At 62.2% G+C, this 16,632-nt stretch carries 14 protein-coding genes; 9 read left to right on the top strand and 5 right to left on the bottom strand.

The genetic code is table 11. From position 1 onward, the window contains the following. Nucleotides 1-176: 176 nt before the first annotated feature. A complete protein-coding gene (locus BTE54_RS05990; protein ID WP_078051783.1) occupies nucleotides 177-2,027 on the bottom strand; it encodes an ABC transporter ATP-binding protein in 1,851 nt (616 codons plus the stop codon). A gap of 534 nt (nucleotides 2,028-2,561) precedes the next feature. Here BTE54_RS05990 and BTE54_RS05985 point away from each other — a divergent pair. Together BTE54_RS05985 and BTE54_RS05980 are read left to right on the top strand one after the other, a co-directional pair. Continuing rightward, complete coding sequence (locus BTE54_RS05985; RefSeq protein ID WP_161987926.1) at nucleotides 2,562-3,023, top strand: tRNA (cytidine(34)-2'-O)-methyltransferase; 462 nt, start codon at nucleotides 2,562-2,564, stop codon at nucleotides 3,021-3,023. A gap of 172 nt (nucleotides 3,024-3,195) precedes the next feature. After that, complete coding sequence (locus tag BTE54_RS05980) at nucleotides 3,196-4,848, top strand: Na/Pi cotransporter family protein (protein ID WP_078051781.1); 1,653 nt, start codon at nucleotides 3,196-3,198, stop codon at nucleotides 4,846-4,848. Between the two features lie 36 nt (nucleotides 4,849-4,884). On the opposite strand, the gene BTE54_RS05975 is transcribed toward BTE54_RS05980, so the two are convergent. Continuing rightward, nucleotides 4,885-5,160 carry a hypothetical protein gene (locus BTE54_RS05975; RefSeq protein ID WP_003523094.1) on the bottom strand — a complete coding sequence of 92 codons (276 nt, stop codon included), beginning with the start codon at nucleotides 5,158-5,160 and terminating at the stop codon, nucleotides 4,885-4,887. A gap of 129 nt (nucleotides 5,161-5,289) precedes the next feature. Between BTE54_RS05975 and hemF the strand changes: the two genes are divergently transcribed. The 3 genes from hemF (at nucleotide 5,290) to BTE54_RS05960 (ending at nucleotide 7,008) form a co-directional block, all read left to right on the top strand. Next, the gene (gene hemF / locus BTE54_RS05970) at nucleotides 5,290-6,201 is read left to right on the top strand and encodes an oxygen-dependent coproporphyrinogen oxidase (protein WP_078051780.1); all 912 of its coding nucleotides are present in this window, start codon (nucleotides 5,290-5,292) and stop codon (nucleotides 6,199-6,201) included. A 123-nt stretch (nucleotides 6,202-6,324) separates the two neighbouring features. Further along, nucleotides 6,325-6,594 (top strand): hypothetical protein, encoded by a 270-nt coding sequence (locus tag BTE54_RS05965; protein ID WP_078051779.1) that lies wholly within the window; start codon nucleotides 6,325-6,327, stop codon nucleotides 6,592-6,594. 228 nt (nucleotides 6,595-6,822) lie between these two features. Beyond that, complete coding sequence (locus tag BTE54_RS05960) at nucleotides 6,823-7,008, top strand: DUF1059 domain-containing protein (RefSeq protein WP_003523091.1); 186 nt, start codon at nucleotides 6,823-6,825, stop codon at nucleotides 7,006-7,008. Between the two features lie 24 nt (nucleotides 7,009-7,032). On the opposite strand, the gene BTE54_RS05955 is transcribed toward BTE54_RS05960, so the two are convergent. From BTE54_RS05955 to BTE54_RS05945, 3 genes are read right to left on the bottom strand one after another with little or no spacing between them, the layout of a single operon-like run. Continuing rightward, nucleotides 7,033-8,289: a CCA tRNA nucleotidyltransferase gene (locus BTE54_RS05955; protein ID WP_078051778.1), complete on the bottom strand. Its 1,257-nt coding sequence runs from the start codon at nucleotides 8,287-8,289 to the stop codon at nucleotides 7,033-7,035. Then, complete coding sequence (locus BTE54_RS05950; RefSeq protein ID WP_003523089.1) at nucleotides 8,286-8,918, bottom strand: CoA pyrophosphatase; 633 nt, start codon at nucleotides 8,916-8,918, stop codon at nucleotides 8,286-8,288. Before BTE54_RS05950 ends, BTE54_RS05955 begins: the two co-directional genes overlap by 4 nt. Beyond that, complete coding sequence (locus BTE54_RS05945) at nucleotides 8,915-9,544, bottom strand: DUF1285 domain-containing protein (RefSeq protein WP_078051777.1); 630 nt, start codon at nucleotides 9,542-9,544, stop codon at nucleotides 8,915-8,917. Before BTE54_RS05945 ends, BTE54_RS05950 begins: the two co-directional genes overlap by 4 nt. Nucleotides 9,545-9,719: 175 nt before the next feature. Between BTE54_RS05945 and BTE54_RS05940 the strand changes: the two genes are divergently transcribed. From BTE54_RS05940 to BTE54_RS05925, 4 genes are read left to right on the top strand one after another with little or no spacing between them, the layout of a single operon-like run. Further along, the gene (locus BTE54_RS05940) at nucleotides 9,720-10,730 is read left to right on the top strand and encodes a MoxR family ATPase (protein ID WP_003523087.1); all 1,011 of its coding nucleotides are present in this window, start codon (nucleotides 9,720-9,722) and stop codon (nucleotides 10,728-10,730) included. 25 nt (nucleotides 10,731-10,755) lie between these two features. Continuing rightward, nucleotides 10,756-11,670 (top strand): DUF58 domain-containing protein, encoded by a 915-nt coding sequence (locus BTE54_RS05935; protein WP_078051776.1) that lies wholly within the window; start codon nucleotides 10,756-10,758, stop codon nucleotides 11,668-11,670. Continuing rightward, nucleotides 11,667-14,477: a DUF4159 domain-containing protein gene (locus BTE54_RS05930; protein ID WP_078051775.1), complete on the top strand. Its 2,811-nt coding sequence runs from the start codon at nucleotides 11,667-11,669 to the stop codon at nucleotides 14,475-14,477. The genes BTE54_RS05935 and BTE54_RS05930 overlap by 4 nt, the downstream gene beginning before the upstream one ends. 1 nt (nucleotide 14,478) lies before the next feature. Next, nucleotides 14,479-16,563 carry a hypothetical protein gene (locus BTE54_RS05925; protein WP_078051774.1) on the top strand — a complete coding sequence of 695 codons (2,085 nt, stop codon included), beginning with the start codon at nucleotides 14,479-14,481 and terminating at the stop codon, nucleotides 16,561-16,563. Nucleotides 16,564-16,632: the final 69 nt, after the last annotated feature.

The raw sequence follows: 16,632 nt of genomic DNA, 5'->3' as shown, positions 1-16,632 counted from the left end.
CCGGACTTGATCCGGGGTCCAGCGCGATCAAGTCCTTGATCGCAAAAGACTCCTCTCACGGCGCGGACGCGCCGTGGCTGGATGCCGGATCTAGTCCGGCATGACGGAAGAGAGGTTGGCACACATATCATAGGCGAGAGGGCGGGAAACCATGCTTGCCGCCCTCTCGCTTTTCCTTACTCCGCCGCCACTTCCGCCTCATGGTCGGCGATGAAGCCGCCGGACTGGCGCCGCCACAGGTCGGCATAGATACCGCCCATCGCCACCAGTTCCGCATGGCTGCCCGCCTCCACGATCCGGCCCTTGTCGAGAATGATAAGCCGGTCCATTTCGGTCAGCGTCGAAAGGCGGTGGGCGATCGCGATCACCGTCTTGCCTTCCATCAGCGAGAACAGGTTTTCCTGGATCGCCGCCTCGACTTCGGAGTCGAGCGCCGAAGTCGCCTCGTCCAGCACCAGAATCGGCGCGTTTTTGAGGAAGACGCGGGCGATTGCGATACGCTGGCGCTGGCCGCCGGAGAGCTTCACGCCGCGTTCGCCCACCTGCGCATCGAGGCCCTGACGGCCATGCATGTCGACAAGCGTTTCGATGAAGTCCCAGGCATTCGCCCGCTTCGCCGCCGCGATCACCTGCTCGTCCGTGGCTTCGGGGTGACCATAAGCGATGTTGTCGCGGATCGACCGGTGCAGCAGCGAGGTATCCTGCGTCACGACGCCGATCAGCTCGCGCAGGCTGTCCTGGGCCACCTTGGAGATGTCCTGCCCGTCGATGGTGATCCTCCCCGCTTCCAGATCGTAGAAACGTAAAAGCAGGTTCATCAGCGTCGTCTTGCCCGCACCCGAACGCCCGACCAGACCGACCTTTTCGCCAGGTTTGATGTCGAGCGTCAGCCCGTCGATCACGCCCTTGTTCTTGCCGTAGTGGAAACGGACATTGTCATAACGGATCGCGCCCTGCGGTGCGGCAAGCTGAGGCGCCTTCGGAACGTCGACGATGTCGTGCGGCTTCGTCATCATCGACATGCCGTCATAGACCGTGCCGATATTCTCGAACAGCGAGGTGACTTCCCACATGATCCACTGCGACATGCCGTTGACGCGCATGGCAAGGCTGATGGCGATGGCGACCGAACCGGCCGTGACCGAACCCTGCATCCAGAAATAAAGACCGAGCGCCGCCGTGGAAAACAGCACCAGGGCGTTGTTGAGGTCGATCAGGATGTTGAAGCCGGAAATCTTGCGCATCTGGCGGTGAACGGTTCCGAGAAACACATTCATGCCCTCACGCGCATATCTTTCCTCGCGCCCCGCATGGGAAAACAGCTTGATCGTCGAGATGTTGGTGTAACTGTCGACGATCCGGCCCGTCATCATCGAGCGTGCATCGGCCTGCTCCTGCGCCAGTCGGCCAAGCTTGGGCACGAAATAAGCGAGTATGGCCATATAGATACCGAGCCAGACCAGCAGCGGAATAACCAGCCGCCAGTCCGCCGCCGCGACCATGAACAGCATCGAGACGACGAAGCTGATCGCATAGACGAAGACGTCGATCACCTTCAGCGCCACTTCGCGGATCGCCAGCGCCGTCTGCATCACCTTGGTGGAAACGCGGCCGGCAAACTCGTTGGCGAAGAAGTTCATGGAATGGCGCAGCAGGAAACGGTGCATCTTCCAGCGCGCAATCATGCCGAAATTGCCGGCAAGCGTCTGGTGCATCGTCATGGTGTGGATCGCGCCCATCAGCGGCAAAACGAAGAGCACCAGCGCCGCCATGCCGATCAGATGCCAGCCCTCATCGGCAAAAAACGTCTCGCGATTGGCCGTGGACAGCCAGTCGACGATATTGCCGAGGAATTTGTAGAGCATGGCTTCCGCAATCGCGATGCCCATGGACATCAGGCCGAGCAGCAGGAGCCATGGCCATGCGGGCTTCACATAGTGCCACAGGAACGGCAAAAGCTTCTTTGGCGGCACGGAGGGCGCCGAAGAGGGAAAAGGATCGAGGCGTTTTTCAAACCAGCCAAACATAGGCCAAGCTCCGGCAATCAATCGCTCCATCGTGACATGGTGAGCGGACACAAATATGGCTCACGACGGAACGGAAAAGTCTTTGGATATGGCCGTGACAGCCACATGACGAATCGAAAAATGGGAAACGCGGGCGAACCGCGGAGTAACACCTAAGCCAGCAGCGGCACGACTGGGGCCGGGAGGCGGATGCGAATGTCATTTGGCATGAGAACCTCCCTTGGCTGGTGTTGAAGATATGGCCTTGTAGCGCAAAATTTAGTCAATGACCAGTCGGAAAGACACCGAATACGCGAGAAAACATGCAGGTGCCGCCCGAAGGGGCGGAGATGACCCCGCGAGGTCTCCGCCCGTTAAACGATGCCGACATCGCCCTATTCGGCCGCGGGTAGCCGCCCTGTGTGTCACGCGAATGAACATCCAGCCGGGAACGGCGCTTCAAGGGGACTTTTTGCAGCATAGCTGTCGCCCGGCCCCTGCCCGTGATAATCGGACGGGCAGACCAACCGCAGTGAGACGTCCATGTCCGATACCATGCCCGAAATCAGGATCGCCCTTTACCAGCCCGATATTCCCGGCAATACCGGCACCATCCTGCGGCTGGCCGCCTGTCTCGGCCTCGGCGTCGACATCATCGAGCCGGCCGGTTTCGATATTTCCGACCGCAACCTGAAACGGGCGGGCATGGATTATATCGCGGCGGCGGCGCTGACGCGCCATGTCAGCTGGGACCGTTTCGAGGAATGGCGGGCAACCACCGGCCGCCGTCTGGTTCTCGCCTCCACCAAAGCCGCCCTTCCCTATACGAAGATCGCCTACCGCACGGATGACATCCTGCTTTTCGGCCGCGAAAGTGCGGGCGTACCAGACCATGTGCATGAAAAGGCAGAGGAGCGAATCATCATCCCCATGATGTCGGGACAGCGCTCCATCAACGTCGCCATGTCGGCGGCGATGATCGCCGGCGAGGCTTTGCGCCAGGTGGCATGGGCCTAGGCGTCATTTTTAACGCCAATTTTTCGGGCAAATACAAAATTTGACCGTTTTTACTTCAAAACTGTCGCAACCCGGCCTGTACCGAGGGCATTGAGGCTCCTATACTGATTAGCCGGACAATAAAAATCGTGCTCGCCGGAACCATCCGCCGGCGGGTGTGAGGAGACGTCGCATGCAATCCACCATTGTCATCGTCAACCTTCTCGGCGCAGTCGCGCTGCTGCTCTTCGGCCTTTCCCAGGTCAAGGATGGCGTAACCCGCGCGTTCGGCATGAAACTGCGAAGCGTGCTGGCCACCGGCACCCAGAACGGTCCGCGTTCCTTCTTTTCCGGCTTTTTCGCCACCGTCGCGCTGCAAAGTTCGACGGCGACGGCGCTCACCGTCGCCTCCTTTGCTGAACGAGACCTCATCAGGCCGCGCATGGCGCAGGTGGTGCTGCTCGGCGCCAATGTCGGCACCGCCGTGACCGCATGGATCGTGGCGGCCGGGGTGGAATGGCTGTCGCCGCTGCTGATCCTTGCCGGCATTATTTTGAAAAAGGGCAGCTCCAATGCCCGGCAGGGCGGCGGAACGGCGCTGATCGGCATCGGCCTCATGCTTCTGTCGCTGCATCTGTTGAGCGGCGCGACAGAACCGATGCGCGCCTCGCCGGCTCTCGGCGTCTTTATCGGCCTGCTTGACGGGGCATGGCCCGTCGCGCTGATCTTTTCCGCCGTGCTCGCCTTCGTTTCGTCTTCGAGCCTTGCCGTCGTGGTGCTCATCCTGTCGCTGGCCGCCACCGGCACGCTTTCCACCGGCCTCATCATCGTGCTCATTCTCGGCGCCAATCTCGGCGGCGCCATTCCGCCGGTCATCGCCACGCTTTCCGGCCCCGCCTCGGCGCGGCGCATCACCATGGGCAACCTTCTGGTGCGCACCATTGGCTGCCTCATCGCGCTGCCGCTTGCCTCCTATGGCGCGGAATTCCTGCAGCAGTTGCCGCTTTCGCCCGCAAAATTGCCGGTCGACGCCCATCTGATCTTCAACGTCATTCTGGCGGCGCTGGCCTGGCCCTTCTCCGGCCTCCTGTCCGACCTGATGGCAAGGCTGGTGCCGGGCGATCCGAAAGCCGAAGACGGTCCGAATTTCCTCGACCAGCAGGCGCTGGACATGCCGGTCGTGGCCCTTGCCAACGCCACCCGCGAAGTGCTGGGTGTCGGCGACAGCATCGAGCGCATGCTGATCCGCGCTGAAAACGCCTTCAAGCACAATGATCTCGCACCGCTTCAGGAGGTTTCCCTGCTCGAAAAGAAGGTCGACCGCCGCCAGCAGGAGGTGAAGGTCTATCTGTCGCAACTGGGACGCAAGGGGCTTGCCGACGAAGAAGCCCGCCGTTCGATCGCCATCATCGATTACGCGATCAACCTCGAACATATCGGCGATATCATCGAAAAAGGCATCTGCGAGCAGATCCGCAAGAAGGTGCTGAACAGCTTCAAGTTTTCCGATGACGGCTATGAAGAGCTGAAAACCCTGTTCGACATGACCATCGAGAACCTGCGCGCCGCCCAGAGTATTCTGGTAACCGGCGATTTCGAACTCGCCCGCAGGCTGATGGAAAGCAAGGTGGATATACGCCGCCTCGAAAAACAGTCCTCCAACCGCCATCTGGAGCGGCTGCGAGACGGGCTTGCGGAAAGCATGCAGACCAGTTCGCTGCATCTCGACATGCTGCGAGATCTGAAGCGCATCAACGCCCATATCGTCACGGTGGCGCATCCCATTCTGGATGAAAGCGGTGTGCTGATCGAAAGCCGACTGCGTTATGCCGAGCCCCGCGCCTGAAAGCATTTCGGGGGAAATGCGAAAACGCTCTAAACTTCAATCGGCCGAAGGAAGCCGCCGCATGGTGAATTCGATGCGGTCGCCTTCCAGTTGCCGCCAGCTTTCCACTTCCGTCCAGTAGGCCGCTTTCGGAAAGCTGTCGAACCATTCGCGCGCTTTGGCGCGGGCTTCCTCGCGTCCGAGACAGAAGGTCTGCCGCACGAACATGCCGTTGCGCGTCTTGTCGTCGCCCGAGCCTTCACGCGCCTTGCGGTGATTGGCGATCCTGCGCTTCAGCCCGTCGAGGGGCGGCGGTCCGGTAAATTTCGTCATGATATTCACCTCTGGCACCTACATCGATAAAGATAGTGCCCGCATGTGAACTTGGCGAGTCGAATTTGTGCGCGGGGCCTGCACCTGCTAGACGCGACAGGGAATCGACTTCACCTAAGGAGAATACGCATGGAACGGCCAATCTTGCCGAAGGGCTTGCCCGACGACATCGAAGACAAGAAGGCCCTTGCCCAAGCCTGGTTCCAGCATCTGCGCGACACCATCGTTAACTCCTTCGAGACCCTCGAAAACGACCTGACCGGCCCTCTTTCCGACCAGGAGCCCGGCCGTTTCGTCCAGAAAGACTGGCTGCGCGACAATGGCGAGGGAGGCGGCGGCAGGATGTCGATGATGGAAGGCCGCGTCTTCGAAAAGGTCGGCGTCCACACCTCCACCGTCTATGGCGAATTCTCGCCGGAATTCCGCAAGCAGATACCCGGTGCAGAAGAAGACCCGCAGTTCTGGGCGTCGGGCCTCTCGCTCATCGCCCATCCCGTCAACCCCAATGTGCCGGCGGTGCACATGAACACCCGCATGGTCGTCACCACCAGCCACTGGTTCGGCGGCGGTGCGGATCTGACGCCGGTGCTGGGACGCAGACGGACGCAGGAAGACCCGGACAGCCAGCTTTTCCATCGTGCCTTCGAAATCACCTGCAACCGCCATCCGGTTGCCGATTATCCGCGCTACAAGACGTGGTGCGACGAGTATTTCTTCCTGAAGCACCGTAACGAAGCCCGCGGCATCGGCGGCATCTTTTTCGACTGGCTGTACACGCAGGAGGAAAATGGCGGCTGGGACGCCAATTTCGCCTTCGTGCAGGATGTCGGCCGCGCCTTCAATCTGGTCTATCCGAAAATCGTCCGCGCCAATTTCAACCAGAACTGGACGGAAGAGGACCGCGACGAACAGCTCATCCGCCGCGGCCGCTATGTGGAATTCAACCTGCTTTACGATCGCGGCACGATCTTCGGCCTCAAGACCGGCGGCAACGTCGAATCGATTCTCTCCTCGCTGCCGCCGGTGGTGCGCTGGCCTTAAAAAACCTCACGCAAATTTGACGCTCATCAGCCAATTTGTCGCAGATAGCGCAAATTAGGACTTATGGAAAAATCAAGGCAATGATAGTCTCCTCCCCGCAGACGTACTGGAGGAGCTATCGTCATGATTACTTCGAACAGCATGCCTATCTCTGCTTCCCCCGAGGGAGCGCCACAATCCATCGATACCCCGGAATTGATCGACCGCCTGGCAGCGGAAATGCGCGCCACGGGTGATCGCGAACTGCCGCATTCCTTTTATGTCGAACAGGTAAAACGCTCCCTTGCCGGACAAAAAACGGCACGGCGGGCGGCCAATGACGAAATGCCTCGTACAAAAATTCCGGCAGCCGGCACATCCTCTGTTTTTCAGTGCTGGGCGATGCCCGAATAGGGGCCTGAATAAGGTCGAAGGACGCCGCTCTGGAACATAAGCGGTGAACATTCGTTTCTTGTCGGAGGGACAGCAGGCAATCGAATTGCTGTCCCTCACTCTCGCACATTCTCCCTGTCGAAAATCGATTCCGCTTTTCGACAGGGAGAATGTGCAGACTCAAGATGTTAGAGCGTCCTTTATGCGTCCGAACAGACGCATGGCGCTCTAAAACAGGGAGGCAAGACCATGAGACTGTTTGAATGTGGAACGCTCGTGCCCGGCTGTGCCTGGCACACGCGCGCAGATGACGACGCCGAAGTTGTGCGTCGCACCGTGGAACATATGCGATCGGCACACGGCGAAACCGTCATCCGCGAGAACATGATCGAAAACATCAAATCCCGCATTCGCGACGAGGCAAATGCGGCCTGACCCGCAACGCCATCGTCGCTGACCTCAATTTTCCAGCATATCCTTCAGCCGGGCGGTTAACGCTGCCCGGTCGAGTGAGAAATTGACGTCGACCCACTTTTCCTCGAGGCTTTTCAGCACTTCGCCCACCTTCGGGCCCGCCTCGACGCCCGCGGCCATCACATCAGCGCCGCTCAGCGGAAAGCCCGGTTTGTGAAATTTTTCCGCCCGCGTCAGCAAAGTAGAAAGCCGCGCCACTTTCTGCATGGCCGTGTCGCCAGCCGAAAGATCGGCACGGGCCGAAGCAAGCGCCAGTTTCAGCCGCGTCTTCACGCCCTCGACGCCCTGACGATAAAGCAACCGGTCGAGCGCGGTCTCCTTCATCTCCGGGTCAGCCGCCGGCGCCGAAGCCCAATGGGCAAGATAAGCCGCTTCGGCCTTCGACAGCCGGAGACGCGCGGCAAGGGCGGCCAGCCTGTCCCTGTCCGGCGGCACGATGGCGGCAAGCCGCAGCATCGGGTCCACCGCCCAGCCGAGAGCCTGCTCCGTCGCCACCAGCCCGTGAATGGCATCGATGCCCCATTTTTCCGTTTCGGGCAGAATTTCCGCCAGCACGCCCGATTGCCGCATCCACAAAAGGGCGCGGGAAGGATCGCGGGCGGAAAGCAGCTTTTTCAGCTCGCTCCACACCCGCTCGGCTGAAAGCGTGCCCAGCTTGTCCTTGGCCCGCGCGCTTGCCCGCAAGCCGTCCGCATCCGGGCGGCCGGAACCATAATGGGCGAAAAAGCGGAAAAACCGGAGAATCCGTAGATAATCTTCCGAAATCCGCATCGCCGCATCGCCGATGAAACGCACAGTGCCGGTCTCGATATCGGGAAGACCATCGATAAGGTCGATGATCTCGCCCTTTTCGTCGGCATAGAGGGCATTGATGGTGAGGTCGCGCCGCTCGGCATCGGTCTGCCAGTCGGTGCCGAAGGCCACCTGTGCGTGGCGGCCATTGGTTTCGACATCGCGGCGCAACGTCGTCACCTCGAAACCTTCGCCATCGATCACCAGCGTCACCGTGCCGTGTTCGATGCCGGTCGGCACCGCCTTGATGCCTGCCGCCCTGGCCCGCGCAACAACCACGTCAGGGGTGAGCGTCGTCGCCATGTCGACATCGACCACCGGCAGGTCCATCAGCGCATTACGCACCGCGCCGCCAACAATCCGCACCTCGCCGCCATCGGCATTCAGAAGCGTAAAAATGCGCTTCAGCGCCGGTTTTTCAAACCAGTCCCGCCCGGCAAGGCTGCTCATGAATAAAACCTCTCGTAAATCGTCCTGACGATGCCCGCCGTAATGCCCCAAATGTAGCGTTCGCCATAGGGCATTTCGTAGAAAAACCGCTCCTTCCCCTGAAAGATACGGCTGCCGCGCCCGTGGTTGGCCGGGTCCATCAGAAAGGACAGCGGCACCTCAAAAACCTCATCCACTTCCGTTGGATTGAGCGTCAGGTCGAAGCCGGGCCGAACGATGGACAGCACCGGCTTGATGCGGAAACCCGTCCCGGAAATATAATCCGGCAGACGCCCGACCGTTTCCACGAAAGACCTGGAAAGGCCGATTTCCTCTTCCGTCTCGCGCAGCGCCGCCTCTTCCGGCGTCCGGTCCTCGGCATCGATGCCGCCGCCCGGAAAGGAAATCTGGCCGGAATGTTTGCGCAGGGTGGCCGTGCGCTGGGTGAAGATCACCCGCGCATCGTTGCCATCGTCAATGACCGGCACCAGCACGGCGGCGTCCTTCAGCCTGATGCCGTTTCCAGACAGCACCACGCCCGGATTGAGCACATGGTCGCCATGCTCCCGTTCCGCCACGCCCTCGCCTTCCTGCAGCACCCGGCAGCGGAAATCGGCGGCGGTAAAAGTCTTGAATGCCGTTGTCGTCATTGCGAAAGCCGTTCCAGTTCCTTGGCGGGCATCACCGGAAAAGTCACCCCGCCGGAGCGCACGGCGAACATGTCGACGCCCTCCACTTCGATCACCTCGCCAAGTGCGACGAGATCATACATCACCGCCCGCGACACGAGCGCTTCCAGTCTGCCGCGCACCAGAAGATAGGGCTTCAATTCGCGGTTCTCACCGAAAACCTCGAACCGCAGCGGATGCTCCGGCCCCGCCTCCACCACATCGCCGACATTGGTGCGGAAGGTCAGCAGCGGCTCGCCATCATCCTCACCCGCCGTCAGCTTCATTTCCACGGCGACGAAAGGCGCGTCCACGACGCGGATGCCGACTTTTTCCACAGGAGTTACGAGGTAGGTTTTGCCATCCTCATCCTTGCGCAGAACCGTGGAAAACAGCCGCACCAGCGGCGCCCTGCCGATGGGGGTGCCGAGGTAGAACCAGGTGCCATCAGCGCGGATTTCCATGTCGAGATCGCCGCAAAAAGGCGGATTCCAGCGCTCCACCGGGGCCGGCCCGCGTTTGGCGTCGCCAGTCTGTTCGGCGGCGCGGGAAATCATCGCCGCAAGCCCGGCCGCATCGCCCGCCGAATTTATCGTCTCCGCTGCCATATTCGAGTCTCGCTTTGCCGATAAGGAAATACTAAGTCACGACATAGTCATTCGAATGGCGCTTGTCAGCGGCCAAGAGAGCAATAAGCTATATGCAGCGCAAAATCCGTCCCGGTCGACTGCCAGCAAAACCGGGATGCGACTGTGACAGCGGCGAAGGTATGAGGAGAGCGACATGGGCGTGATGAATACCGGCGAAACCCTCGATGAAAAGGCCATCGTCGCCGCGGCCGAAAAGGCGCTTTCCGACATTGCGGCCATCCGCACGGAAGTCTCCAAGGTCATTTTCGGCCAGGAAAAAGTGGTGCAGAACACGCTTCTCGCCATCCTTTCCGGCGGCCATGCGCTGCTGGTCGGCGTTCCTGGCCTCGCCAAGACCAAGCTCGTCACCACGCTCGGCACCGTGCTCGGCCTCGATGCCAACCGCATCCAGTTCACGCCGGACCTGATGCCGTCGGACATCCTCGGTTCCGAAGTCATGGATCAGGACGAAAACGGCCGCCGTTCCTTCCGTTTCATCAAGGGTCCGATTTTCGGCCAGCTGCTGATGGCCGACGAAATCAACCGCGCCAGCCCGCGCACGCAGTCCGCCCTTCTGCAGGCCATGCAGGAATATCACATCACCATGGCTGGCCAGACCTATGAACTGCCGAAGCCGTTCCACGTTCTCGCCACCCAGAACCCGCTGGAACAGGAGGGCACCTATCCGCTGCCCGAAGCCCAGCTTGACCGCTTCCTGCTTCAGGTCGATGTCGGTTATCCCGAGCTTGCCGCAGAACGCCAGATCCTGCTCGACACGACGGGAACCGCCTCGGGCGAAGCGCGCGGCGTGATCGATGCCGGGCGCCTGATGGAAATCCAGGCCCTCATCCGCCAGATGCCGGTGAGCGACAAGGTGGTGGATGCAATCCTCTCGCTCGTCCGCTCCGCCCGCCCCGGCCATGGCAACAAATTGACCGACAAACACGTTGTCTGGGGTCCGGGCCCGCGCGCCGGCCAGTCGCTGATGCTGACGGCCCGCGCCCGTGCGCTTTACGAAGGCCGGCTCGCCCCGTCGCTGGACGATGTTCATGCGCTCGCCGAACCGGTGCTGGAACATCGCATGGCGCTGACCTTTGCGGCCCGTGCCGAAGGCATGTCGGTGCGCGATGTCATCGCAGCGCTCGTGGAGCAGGCGAAGAACTGAACGCACGTTCGCGAAAGGACTGCATGTGGCATCCATCGGCCAGATCGTAGACAAGACGCCGGGTAGCGAAGTTCTGGCGCGCGCGCGCCAGCGCGCAGCCCTGGTGCCGGACTGCATGGTCGAGGCAAAGCGCATCGCCAACACCGTCACCGCCGGCTGGCACGGCCGCCGCAAACGCGGCATCGGTGAAAATTTCTGGCAGTTCCGCCCCTATGCCGAAGGCGAGAGCCTGTCGCGCATCGACTGGCGGCGCTCCGCCCGCGACGATCATACCTATGTGCGCGACCGGGAGTGGGAAGCCGCCCACACCATCTGGCTCTGGGCCGACATGTCGCCGTCGATGATGTTCAAATCCACCCTCGGCTCCGTCTCCAAGGAAAGCCGGGCGCTGGTGCTGATGCTGGCGCTGGCGGAAATTCTCGCGCGCTCCGGTGAGCGCATCGGCTGCCCCGGCATCATGGAGCCGGTTTCGGCCAGGAACGCCGCCGAACGGCTGGCCGCCGCCATCATGCACGCGCCGCTCACATCAGGCATGCCGGAAACAGGCATGATCCGCGGCGCAAGCGACATCGTCCTCATCGGCGATTTTCTCGATGATGCGCAGGCCGTGATGGAGCGCATTTCACCGCTCGCACGGCGGGGCTTGCGCGGCCATGTGGTGGAAGTCGCCGATCCGGCCGAAGAGACCTTCCCCTATTCCGGCCGCACCGAATTCACCGACCCGGAAACCGGCGAAAAACTGGTGTCCGGCCGTGCCGAAACCATTCGCGAGGATTACACCCGCGCCTATCTTGCAAGGCGTGAGGCTCTGTCCTCGTCGCTGCGCCGTCTCGGCTGGAACTTCGTGTTCCACTGCACCGATCATCTGGCCTCCGAGGCGCTTGTGGCCATGCACATGTATCTTTCCGGCGCGCCAGCACAGGGCGGTGGGCAAAGATGAGCGCATTGCCTTTCGTCTTCACCAGCCCCTATATCCTCCTCGGCTTGCTGGCGCTGCCCGCCATCTGGTGGCTGCTGCGGCTCACCCCGCCGCGCCCCAAGGCGGAGGTGTTTCCGCCGCTGAAGATATTGGCGACGGTGCTGAAACGCGAGGAAACGCCCTCGAAAAGTCCGTGGTGGCTGACCCTGCTGCGCATGGCGCTTGCCGCCGCGGTAATTTTCGCGTTGGCCGACCCGGTGGTGAACCCGCGCAACAACAGCATTGCCGGCAGCGGCCCGCTGGTGCTGCTGGTCGACAATAGCTGGGCCTCCGCACCCGACTGGGAAAGGCGCGTGGCGACCGCTCAGGCCCTGATCGGCGATGCGGAACGGGCCGACCGCCCCGTCTCCATCAGCTTCACCGCCGATGCGGAACATGACGCCGTACCGGGAACGACAGCCGTTGCACTGGAAAAACTCGCCGCAGCAAAGCCGAAGCCGCTCGTTCCAGATCGTGTCCGCACGGCGGAAGCCATCACCGAGGCGCTGAATGGCGCGGCCCCCGGCACGATCGCCTATATTGCCGATGGTGTTCAAACCGCGCAGGATGAAAGCGCGATGAGAACGCTTGCCAGTCTCTCCCCCGCCGAATTCCGCATCGTGAAGGGCGACGGCAAGGCGATTACAGCCATTACCGGCGCCACCAACAATGCCGATGCCATGAGCGTCACACTGTCGCGGCTCGATACCGCCGAAGCCGCCCGGGTAACCGTCAATGCGCAGGACAGCCAGGGCCGCATCCTCGCCAACGGCATCGCGAACTTCGCTCCCGGCGCGGCCGAAACCACGGCAACGGTGGAAGCACCTTTCGAACTGCGCAACGATTTCGCCCGCCTCTCCCTCGAAGGCGTGTCGACGGCGGGTGCGGTGCATCTTCTGGACGACGGTTTCCGCCGCCGTCGCGTGGCGCTGCTCGCCGGCGAAACCGGCAATGATTTCCAGCCGCTGCTGCAGCCGCTTTATTACATCAGCCGCGCGCTCCAGCCATTTGCCGATCTCATCCCGCAGCGGCAGGCCGATCTGGCGCAGGCGATACCGGAAATCCTGCAATCCAATCCTTCGGTCATCGTCATGGCCGATATCGGCCGTCTGCCGCAGGAAACCTATGAGCCGATGCAGAAATGGCTTGCGGGTGGTGGCACGTTGATCCGCTTCGCCGGGCCGCGCCTTGCCGCAGCCCCGGCCGACGATCCGCTCGTGCCCGTAACACTCAGACAGGGCGAACGCGCGCTTGGCGGCGCGCTCTCCTGGGCCGAGCCGCAGCCGCTTGCCGATTTCCCGAATTTCGGCGCCTTTGCCGGCATGCCGAAGGCCGATGGCGTCCTCGTCAAACGCCAGGTTCTGGCCGAACCGACACCGGATCTGGCTGAACGCACATGGGCAAGCCTTGCCGATGGCACGCCGCTCGTCACCACCCGCAATGTCGAGGCTGGCCGCATCGTGCTCTTCCATGTCAGCGCTGAGGCAAGTTGGTCCGACCTGCCGATCTCTGGCCATTTCGTCGATATGCTGCGCCGTATCGTGCAATTGTCGAAGGCAGGCGGCGCTTCCGCCAACGCCAATGCCCCGGCCGCGGCCCTTCCGCCCTTCCGGCTGCTGACGGCCGAAGGCGCGCTTTCAGCCGAAATCGGCACTGCCCGGCCGCTGGAAATGCGCGCCGGCCAGCCGCCGCGCACCGGTTTCGACAATCCCCCCGGCCTCTATGGCACAGAGGATGGTTTCGTGGCTCTCAATCTCTTACCCGCAGGTGCCACACTTCGCCCGCTCGACACCTCCGCCGCCGGTGTCAGCACCACCAGCGAAGCCCTGATCGGAGAAACGGCGAAATCGCTGCGTCCCGCGCTCTTCATCGCCGCCTTCCTGATGTTGATTGCCGACAGCCTGATCGTGCTCTTCATGAACGGCGCCTTCGCACGCCTGCCGAAAGCCCGCAGCGCCACAGCCGCCACCGTGCTTCTGGCGCTTGGCGCCTTTGCCGCCATGTCGCCAACCGACGCCCGCGCCGACGATCCCAAATCCGGCGACGAACAGATTTTCGAGCGGCTGGACACCACCCATCTCGCTTATGTCCGCACCGGCGAAGACGATGTCGACCGCATTTCAGAACAGGGCCTGCAGGGTTTGAGCGAATTCCTGACCTGGCGCACAACGCTGGAGCCCGGACAGCCTGTGGGCCTCGATATTTCCAAAGACGAATTGTCCTTCTATCCCATCATCTACTGGCCGGTTTCCGCAACGGCACCCATGCCCTCAAGCGCCGCCATCTCACGCATCGACGCCTACATGCGCGCCGGCGGCACCGTGCTGTTCGACACGCGCGACCAGTTCTCTTCGCTCGATACCGGCGCGACCAGCCCTAACGGCGAGCGCCTGCAGGCGATCCTCGCCAATATCGATATCCCACCGCTGGAGCCCGTGCCGGAAGACCACGTTCTGACGCGCTCCTTCTACCTGCTCACCAATTTCCCCGGCCGTTACAACGGCTCCCCGCTCTGGGTGGAATCGCGCCAGGGTGCCGCCAAGACCACCTCCGGCCTTTCCTCCTCCGGTGATGGCGTGACGCCGATCATGATAACCGGCAATGATTTCGCCGGCGCATGGGCCGTCGATCCGCAGGGCGCACCGGTTCTGCCCACCGTGCCGCCGGACGAGATGCAGCGCGAGCATGCCTTCCGGTCCGGCGTCAACATCATGATGTATATGCTGACCGGCAACTACAAGGCGGATCAGGTCCACGTTCCCGCACTTCTCGAACGGTTGGGGCAGTGACATGACATTGACCTTCGCCCCCTTCCTGCCGTGGATCGTGATCGCCGTTCTGGCCGTCGCCGCCCTTGCCCTCTCCTTCATCGGCCTATGGCGCGGTGTGCGCGGCGCATGGCTGCGCGGGCTGGCGCTCGCCGCCTTGCTGGCGGCCATCGCCAATCCGCTGCTGACGCAGGAGGAGCGCGAGCCGCTCTCCACCATCGTCCCCGTCATCGTCGACCGTTCGCAGAGCCAGGACGTGCAGGACCGGCCGCAGATGACGGACACGGCGCTGAATGCGCTGAAAGACCGGCTCTCCCGCTTCCCGCGCATCGAGCCGCGCATCGTGGAGGTGCGCGATGATGGCGAAAGCGATTCACCCTCGACGCAGCTTTTCTCCGCCTTGTCCTCTGCCGTTTCTGATGTCTCGCCTTCCCGCGTCGGGGGCGCGATCTTCCTCAGCGACGGCCAGATTCATGATATCCCCAATGCCCTGCCCAACGCCGAACAGGCGCTCGGCTTTCGCGCACCCGTGCATGGGCTGATCACCGGCAAGGCCGATGAGTTCGACCGCCGTATCGAAATCATCCGCGCCCCGCGCTTCGGCATCGTCAACGAGGAACAGCAACTGACGCTGCGCGTCTTCGATGATGGACGTCCGGCAGGCGGCGGTGCGGCGGAAGTGACGGTGAAGATGAATGGCGAAGAAATCGCCACGCTGCAGGCGACACCCGGCCAGCCGACGCCGTTCAATTTCAAGGTTCCGCGCGGCGGCAACAATGTCATGGAATTTTCCGTCGCCGAGCTTCCCGGCGAAGTGACGGCTGCCAATAACCGCGCCGTTCACCTGATCGAAGGCATTCGCCAGAACCTGCGCGTGCTGCTCGTCTCCGGTGAACCCCATGCCGGCGAACGGGCGTGGCGTAACCTCCTGAAATCCGACGCCTCGGTCGATCTGGTACATTTCACCATTCTGCGCCCGCCGGAAAAACAGGATGGCACGCCGATCAACGAACTCTCGCTGATCGCCTTCCCGACCCGAGAATTGTTCGTCGAAAAGATCGAGGATTTCGACCTCATCATCTTCGACCGCTATCAGCATCGCGGCGTGCTGCCGATCCTCTATTACGATTACATCGCCCAATATGTCGAAAAAGGCGGCGCGCTCTTGATCGCCGCCGGGCCGGAACATGCCGGTCAGGATTCGATCGCCATGACGCCACTCGCCTCCGTGCTGCCGGCGCAGCCGACCGGTCAGGTGCATCAGGCAGCTTTCTACCCGCGCCTTTCGGAAGCGGGCAAGAAACACCCCGTCACCCGCGGGCTGGAAGGTTCGGGCAACGAGCCGCCGCAATGGGGCCGCTGGTTCCGCACCATCAGCGTCGACCCGCCGCAGGGCCAGACCGTGATGCTGGGCGACGGGCAGAACCCGCTTCTGGTGCTCAACCGTCAGGGCGAAGGCCGCGTCGCCATGCTGCTGTCGGATCAGGGCTGGCTGTGGGCGCGCGGTTTCGAAGGCGGTGGCCCGCATGTGGCGCTTTATCGCCGCATCGCCCACTGGCTGATGAAAGAGCCGGAGCTTGAGGAAGAAGCGCTGACGGCGCGCGCCAATGGCCGCACCCTGCAGATCACCCGCCAGACCATCGGCGACGATCCCGGTCAGGCAAGCGTGCGTTTCCCTTCCGGCAAGACGGAAAACATGGCCTTCACCAGCACGGAGCCCGGTCTTTACAGGATCGAGCGCCGCATGGACGAAACCGGGCTGTTCGAGATCAAAAACGGCGATTTCACCACCCTCGTCCATGTCGGCGCGGTGGATGCGCCGGAATTCAAGGCGATGATCTCGACCACCGAAACGCTGAAGCCGCTGGCCGAGGCCACCAAGGGCAGCGTGCACCGTGTTGCCGACAATTCCGGCCGTATCGCGCTGCCCGATATATTGCCCGTGCGCGGAGATATCAGGGTTGCCGATGAGGATCGCATGCTGATACGCATGACCGACGAGACGGTGCTGAAAGGCGTCAACACCCTGCCGCTCTTTGCCGGTTTTGCCGGGCTTGCCGCCCTGCTGCTCGCCTTCTCCGCGCTGTGGTGGCGTGAGGGCCGGTAAGGGCGTTTCCAGCAAAGAGCTTAAGGCGCTTCAAGTCTCGGAACGGAAAACGGGAAACGGCCGCCGCCC

This window comes from Agrobacterium sp. YIC 4121, assembly GCF_002008205.1.
Taxonomy (GTDB): Bacteria; Pseudomonadota; Alphaproteobacteria; order Rhizobiales; family Rhizobiaceae; genus Agrobacterium; species Agrobacterium leguminum.
The sequence above is the reverse complement of the archived record's forward strand: the minus strand, read 5'-3'. Positions and strand labels throughout refer to the sequence as shown.

What these genes read in the sequence shown, in the direction of transcription:
- BTE54_RS05990 (WP_078051783.1), bottom strand. Translation starts at nt 2,027, where the DNA reads ATGTTTGGCTGGTTTGAAAAACGCCTCGATCCTTTTCCCTCTTCGGCG.
- BTE54_RS05985 (WP_161987926.1), top strand. Translation starts at nt 2,562, where the DNA reads ATGCCCGAAATCAGGATCGCCCTTTACCAGCCCGATATTCCCGGCAAT.
- BTE54_RS05980 (WP_078051781.1), top strand. Translation starts at nt 3,196, where the DNA reads ATGCAATCCACCATTGTCATCGTCAACCTTCTCGGCGCAGTCGCGCTG.
- BTE54_RS05975 (WP_003523094.1), bottom strand. Translation starts at nt 5,160, where the DNA reads ATGACGAAATTTACCGGACCGCCGCCCCTCGACGGGCTGAAGCGCAGG.
- hemF (WP_078051780.1), top strand. Translation starts at nt 5,290, where the DNA reads ATGGAACGGCCAATCTTGCCGAAGGGCTTGCCCGACGACATCGAAGAC.
- BTE54_RS05965 (WP_078051779.1), top strand. Translation starts at nt 6,325, where the DNA reads ATGATTACTTCGAACAGCATGCCTATCTCTGCTTCCCCCGAGGGAGCG.
- BTE54_RS05960 (WP_003523091.1), top strand. Translation starts at nt 6,823, where the DNA reads ATGAGACTGTTTGAATGTGGAACGCTCGTGCCCGGCTGTGCCTGGCAC.
- BTE54_RS05955 (WP_078051778.1), bottom strand. Translation starts at nt 8,289, where the DNA reads ATGAGCAGCCTTGCCGGGCGGGACTGGTTTGAAAAACCGGCGCTGAAG.
- BTE54_RS05950 (WP_003523089.1), bottom strand. Translation starts at nt 8,918, where the DNA reads ATGACGACAACGGCATTCAAGACTTTTACCGCCGCCGATTTCCGCTGC.
- BTE54_RS05945 (WP_078051777.1), bottom strand. Translation starts at nt 9,544, where the DNA reads ATGGCAGCGGAGACGATAAATTCGGCGGGCGATGCGGCCGGGCTTGCG.
- BTE54_RS05940 (WP_003523087.1), top strand. Translation starts at nt 9,720, where the DNA reads ATGGGCGTGATGAATACCGGCGAAACCCTCGATGAAAAGGCCATCGTC.
- BTE54_RS05930 (WP_078051775.1), top strand. Translation starts at nt 11,667, where the DNA reads ATGAGCGCATTGCCTTTCGTCTTCACCAGCCCCTATATCCTCCTCGGC.
- BTE54_RS05925 (WP_078051774.1), top strand. Translation starts at nt 14,479, where the DNA reads ATGACATTGACCTTCGCCCCCTTCCTGCCGTGGATCGTGATCGCCGTT.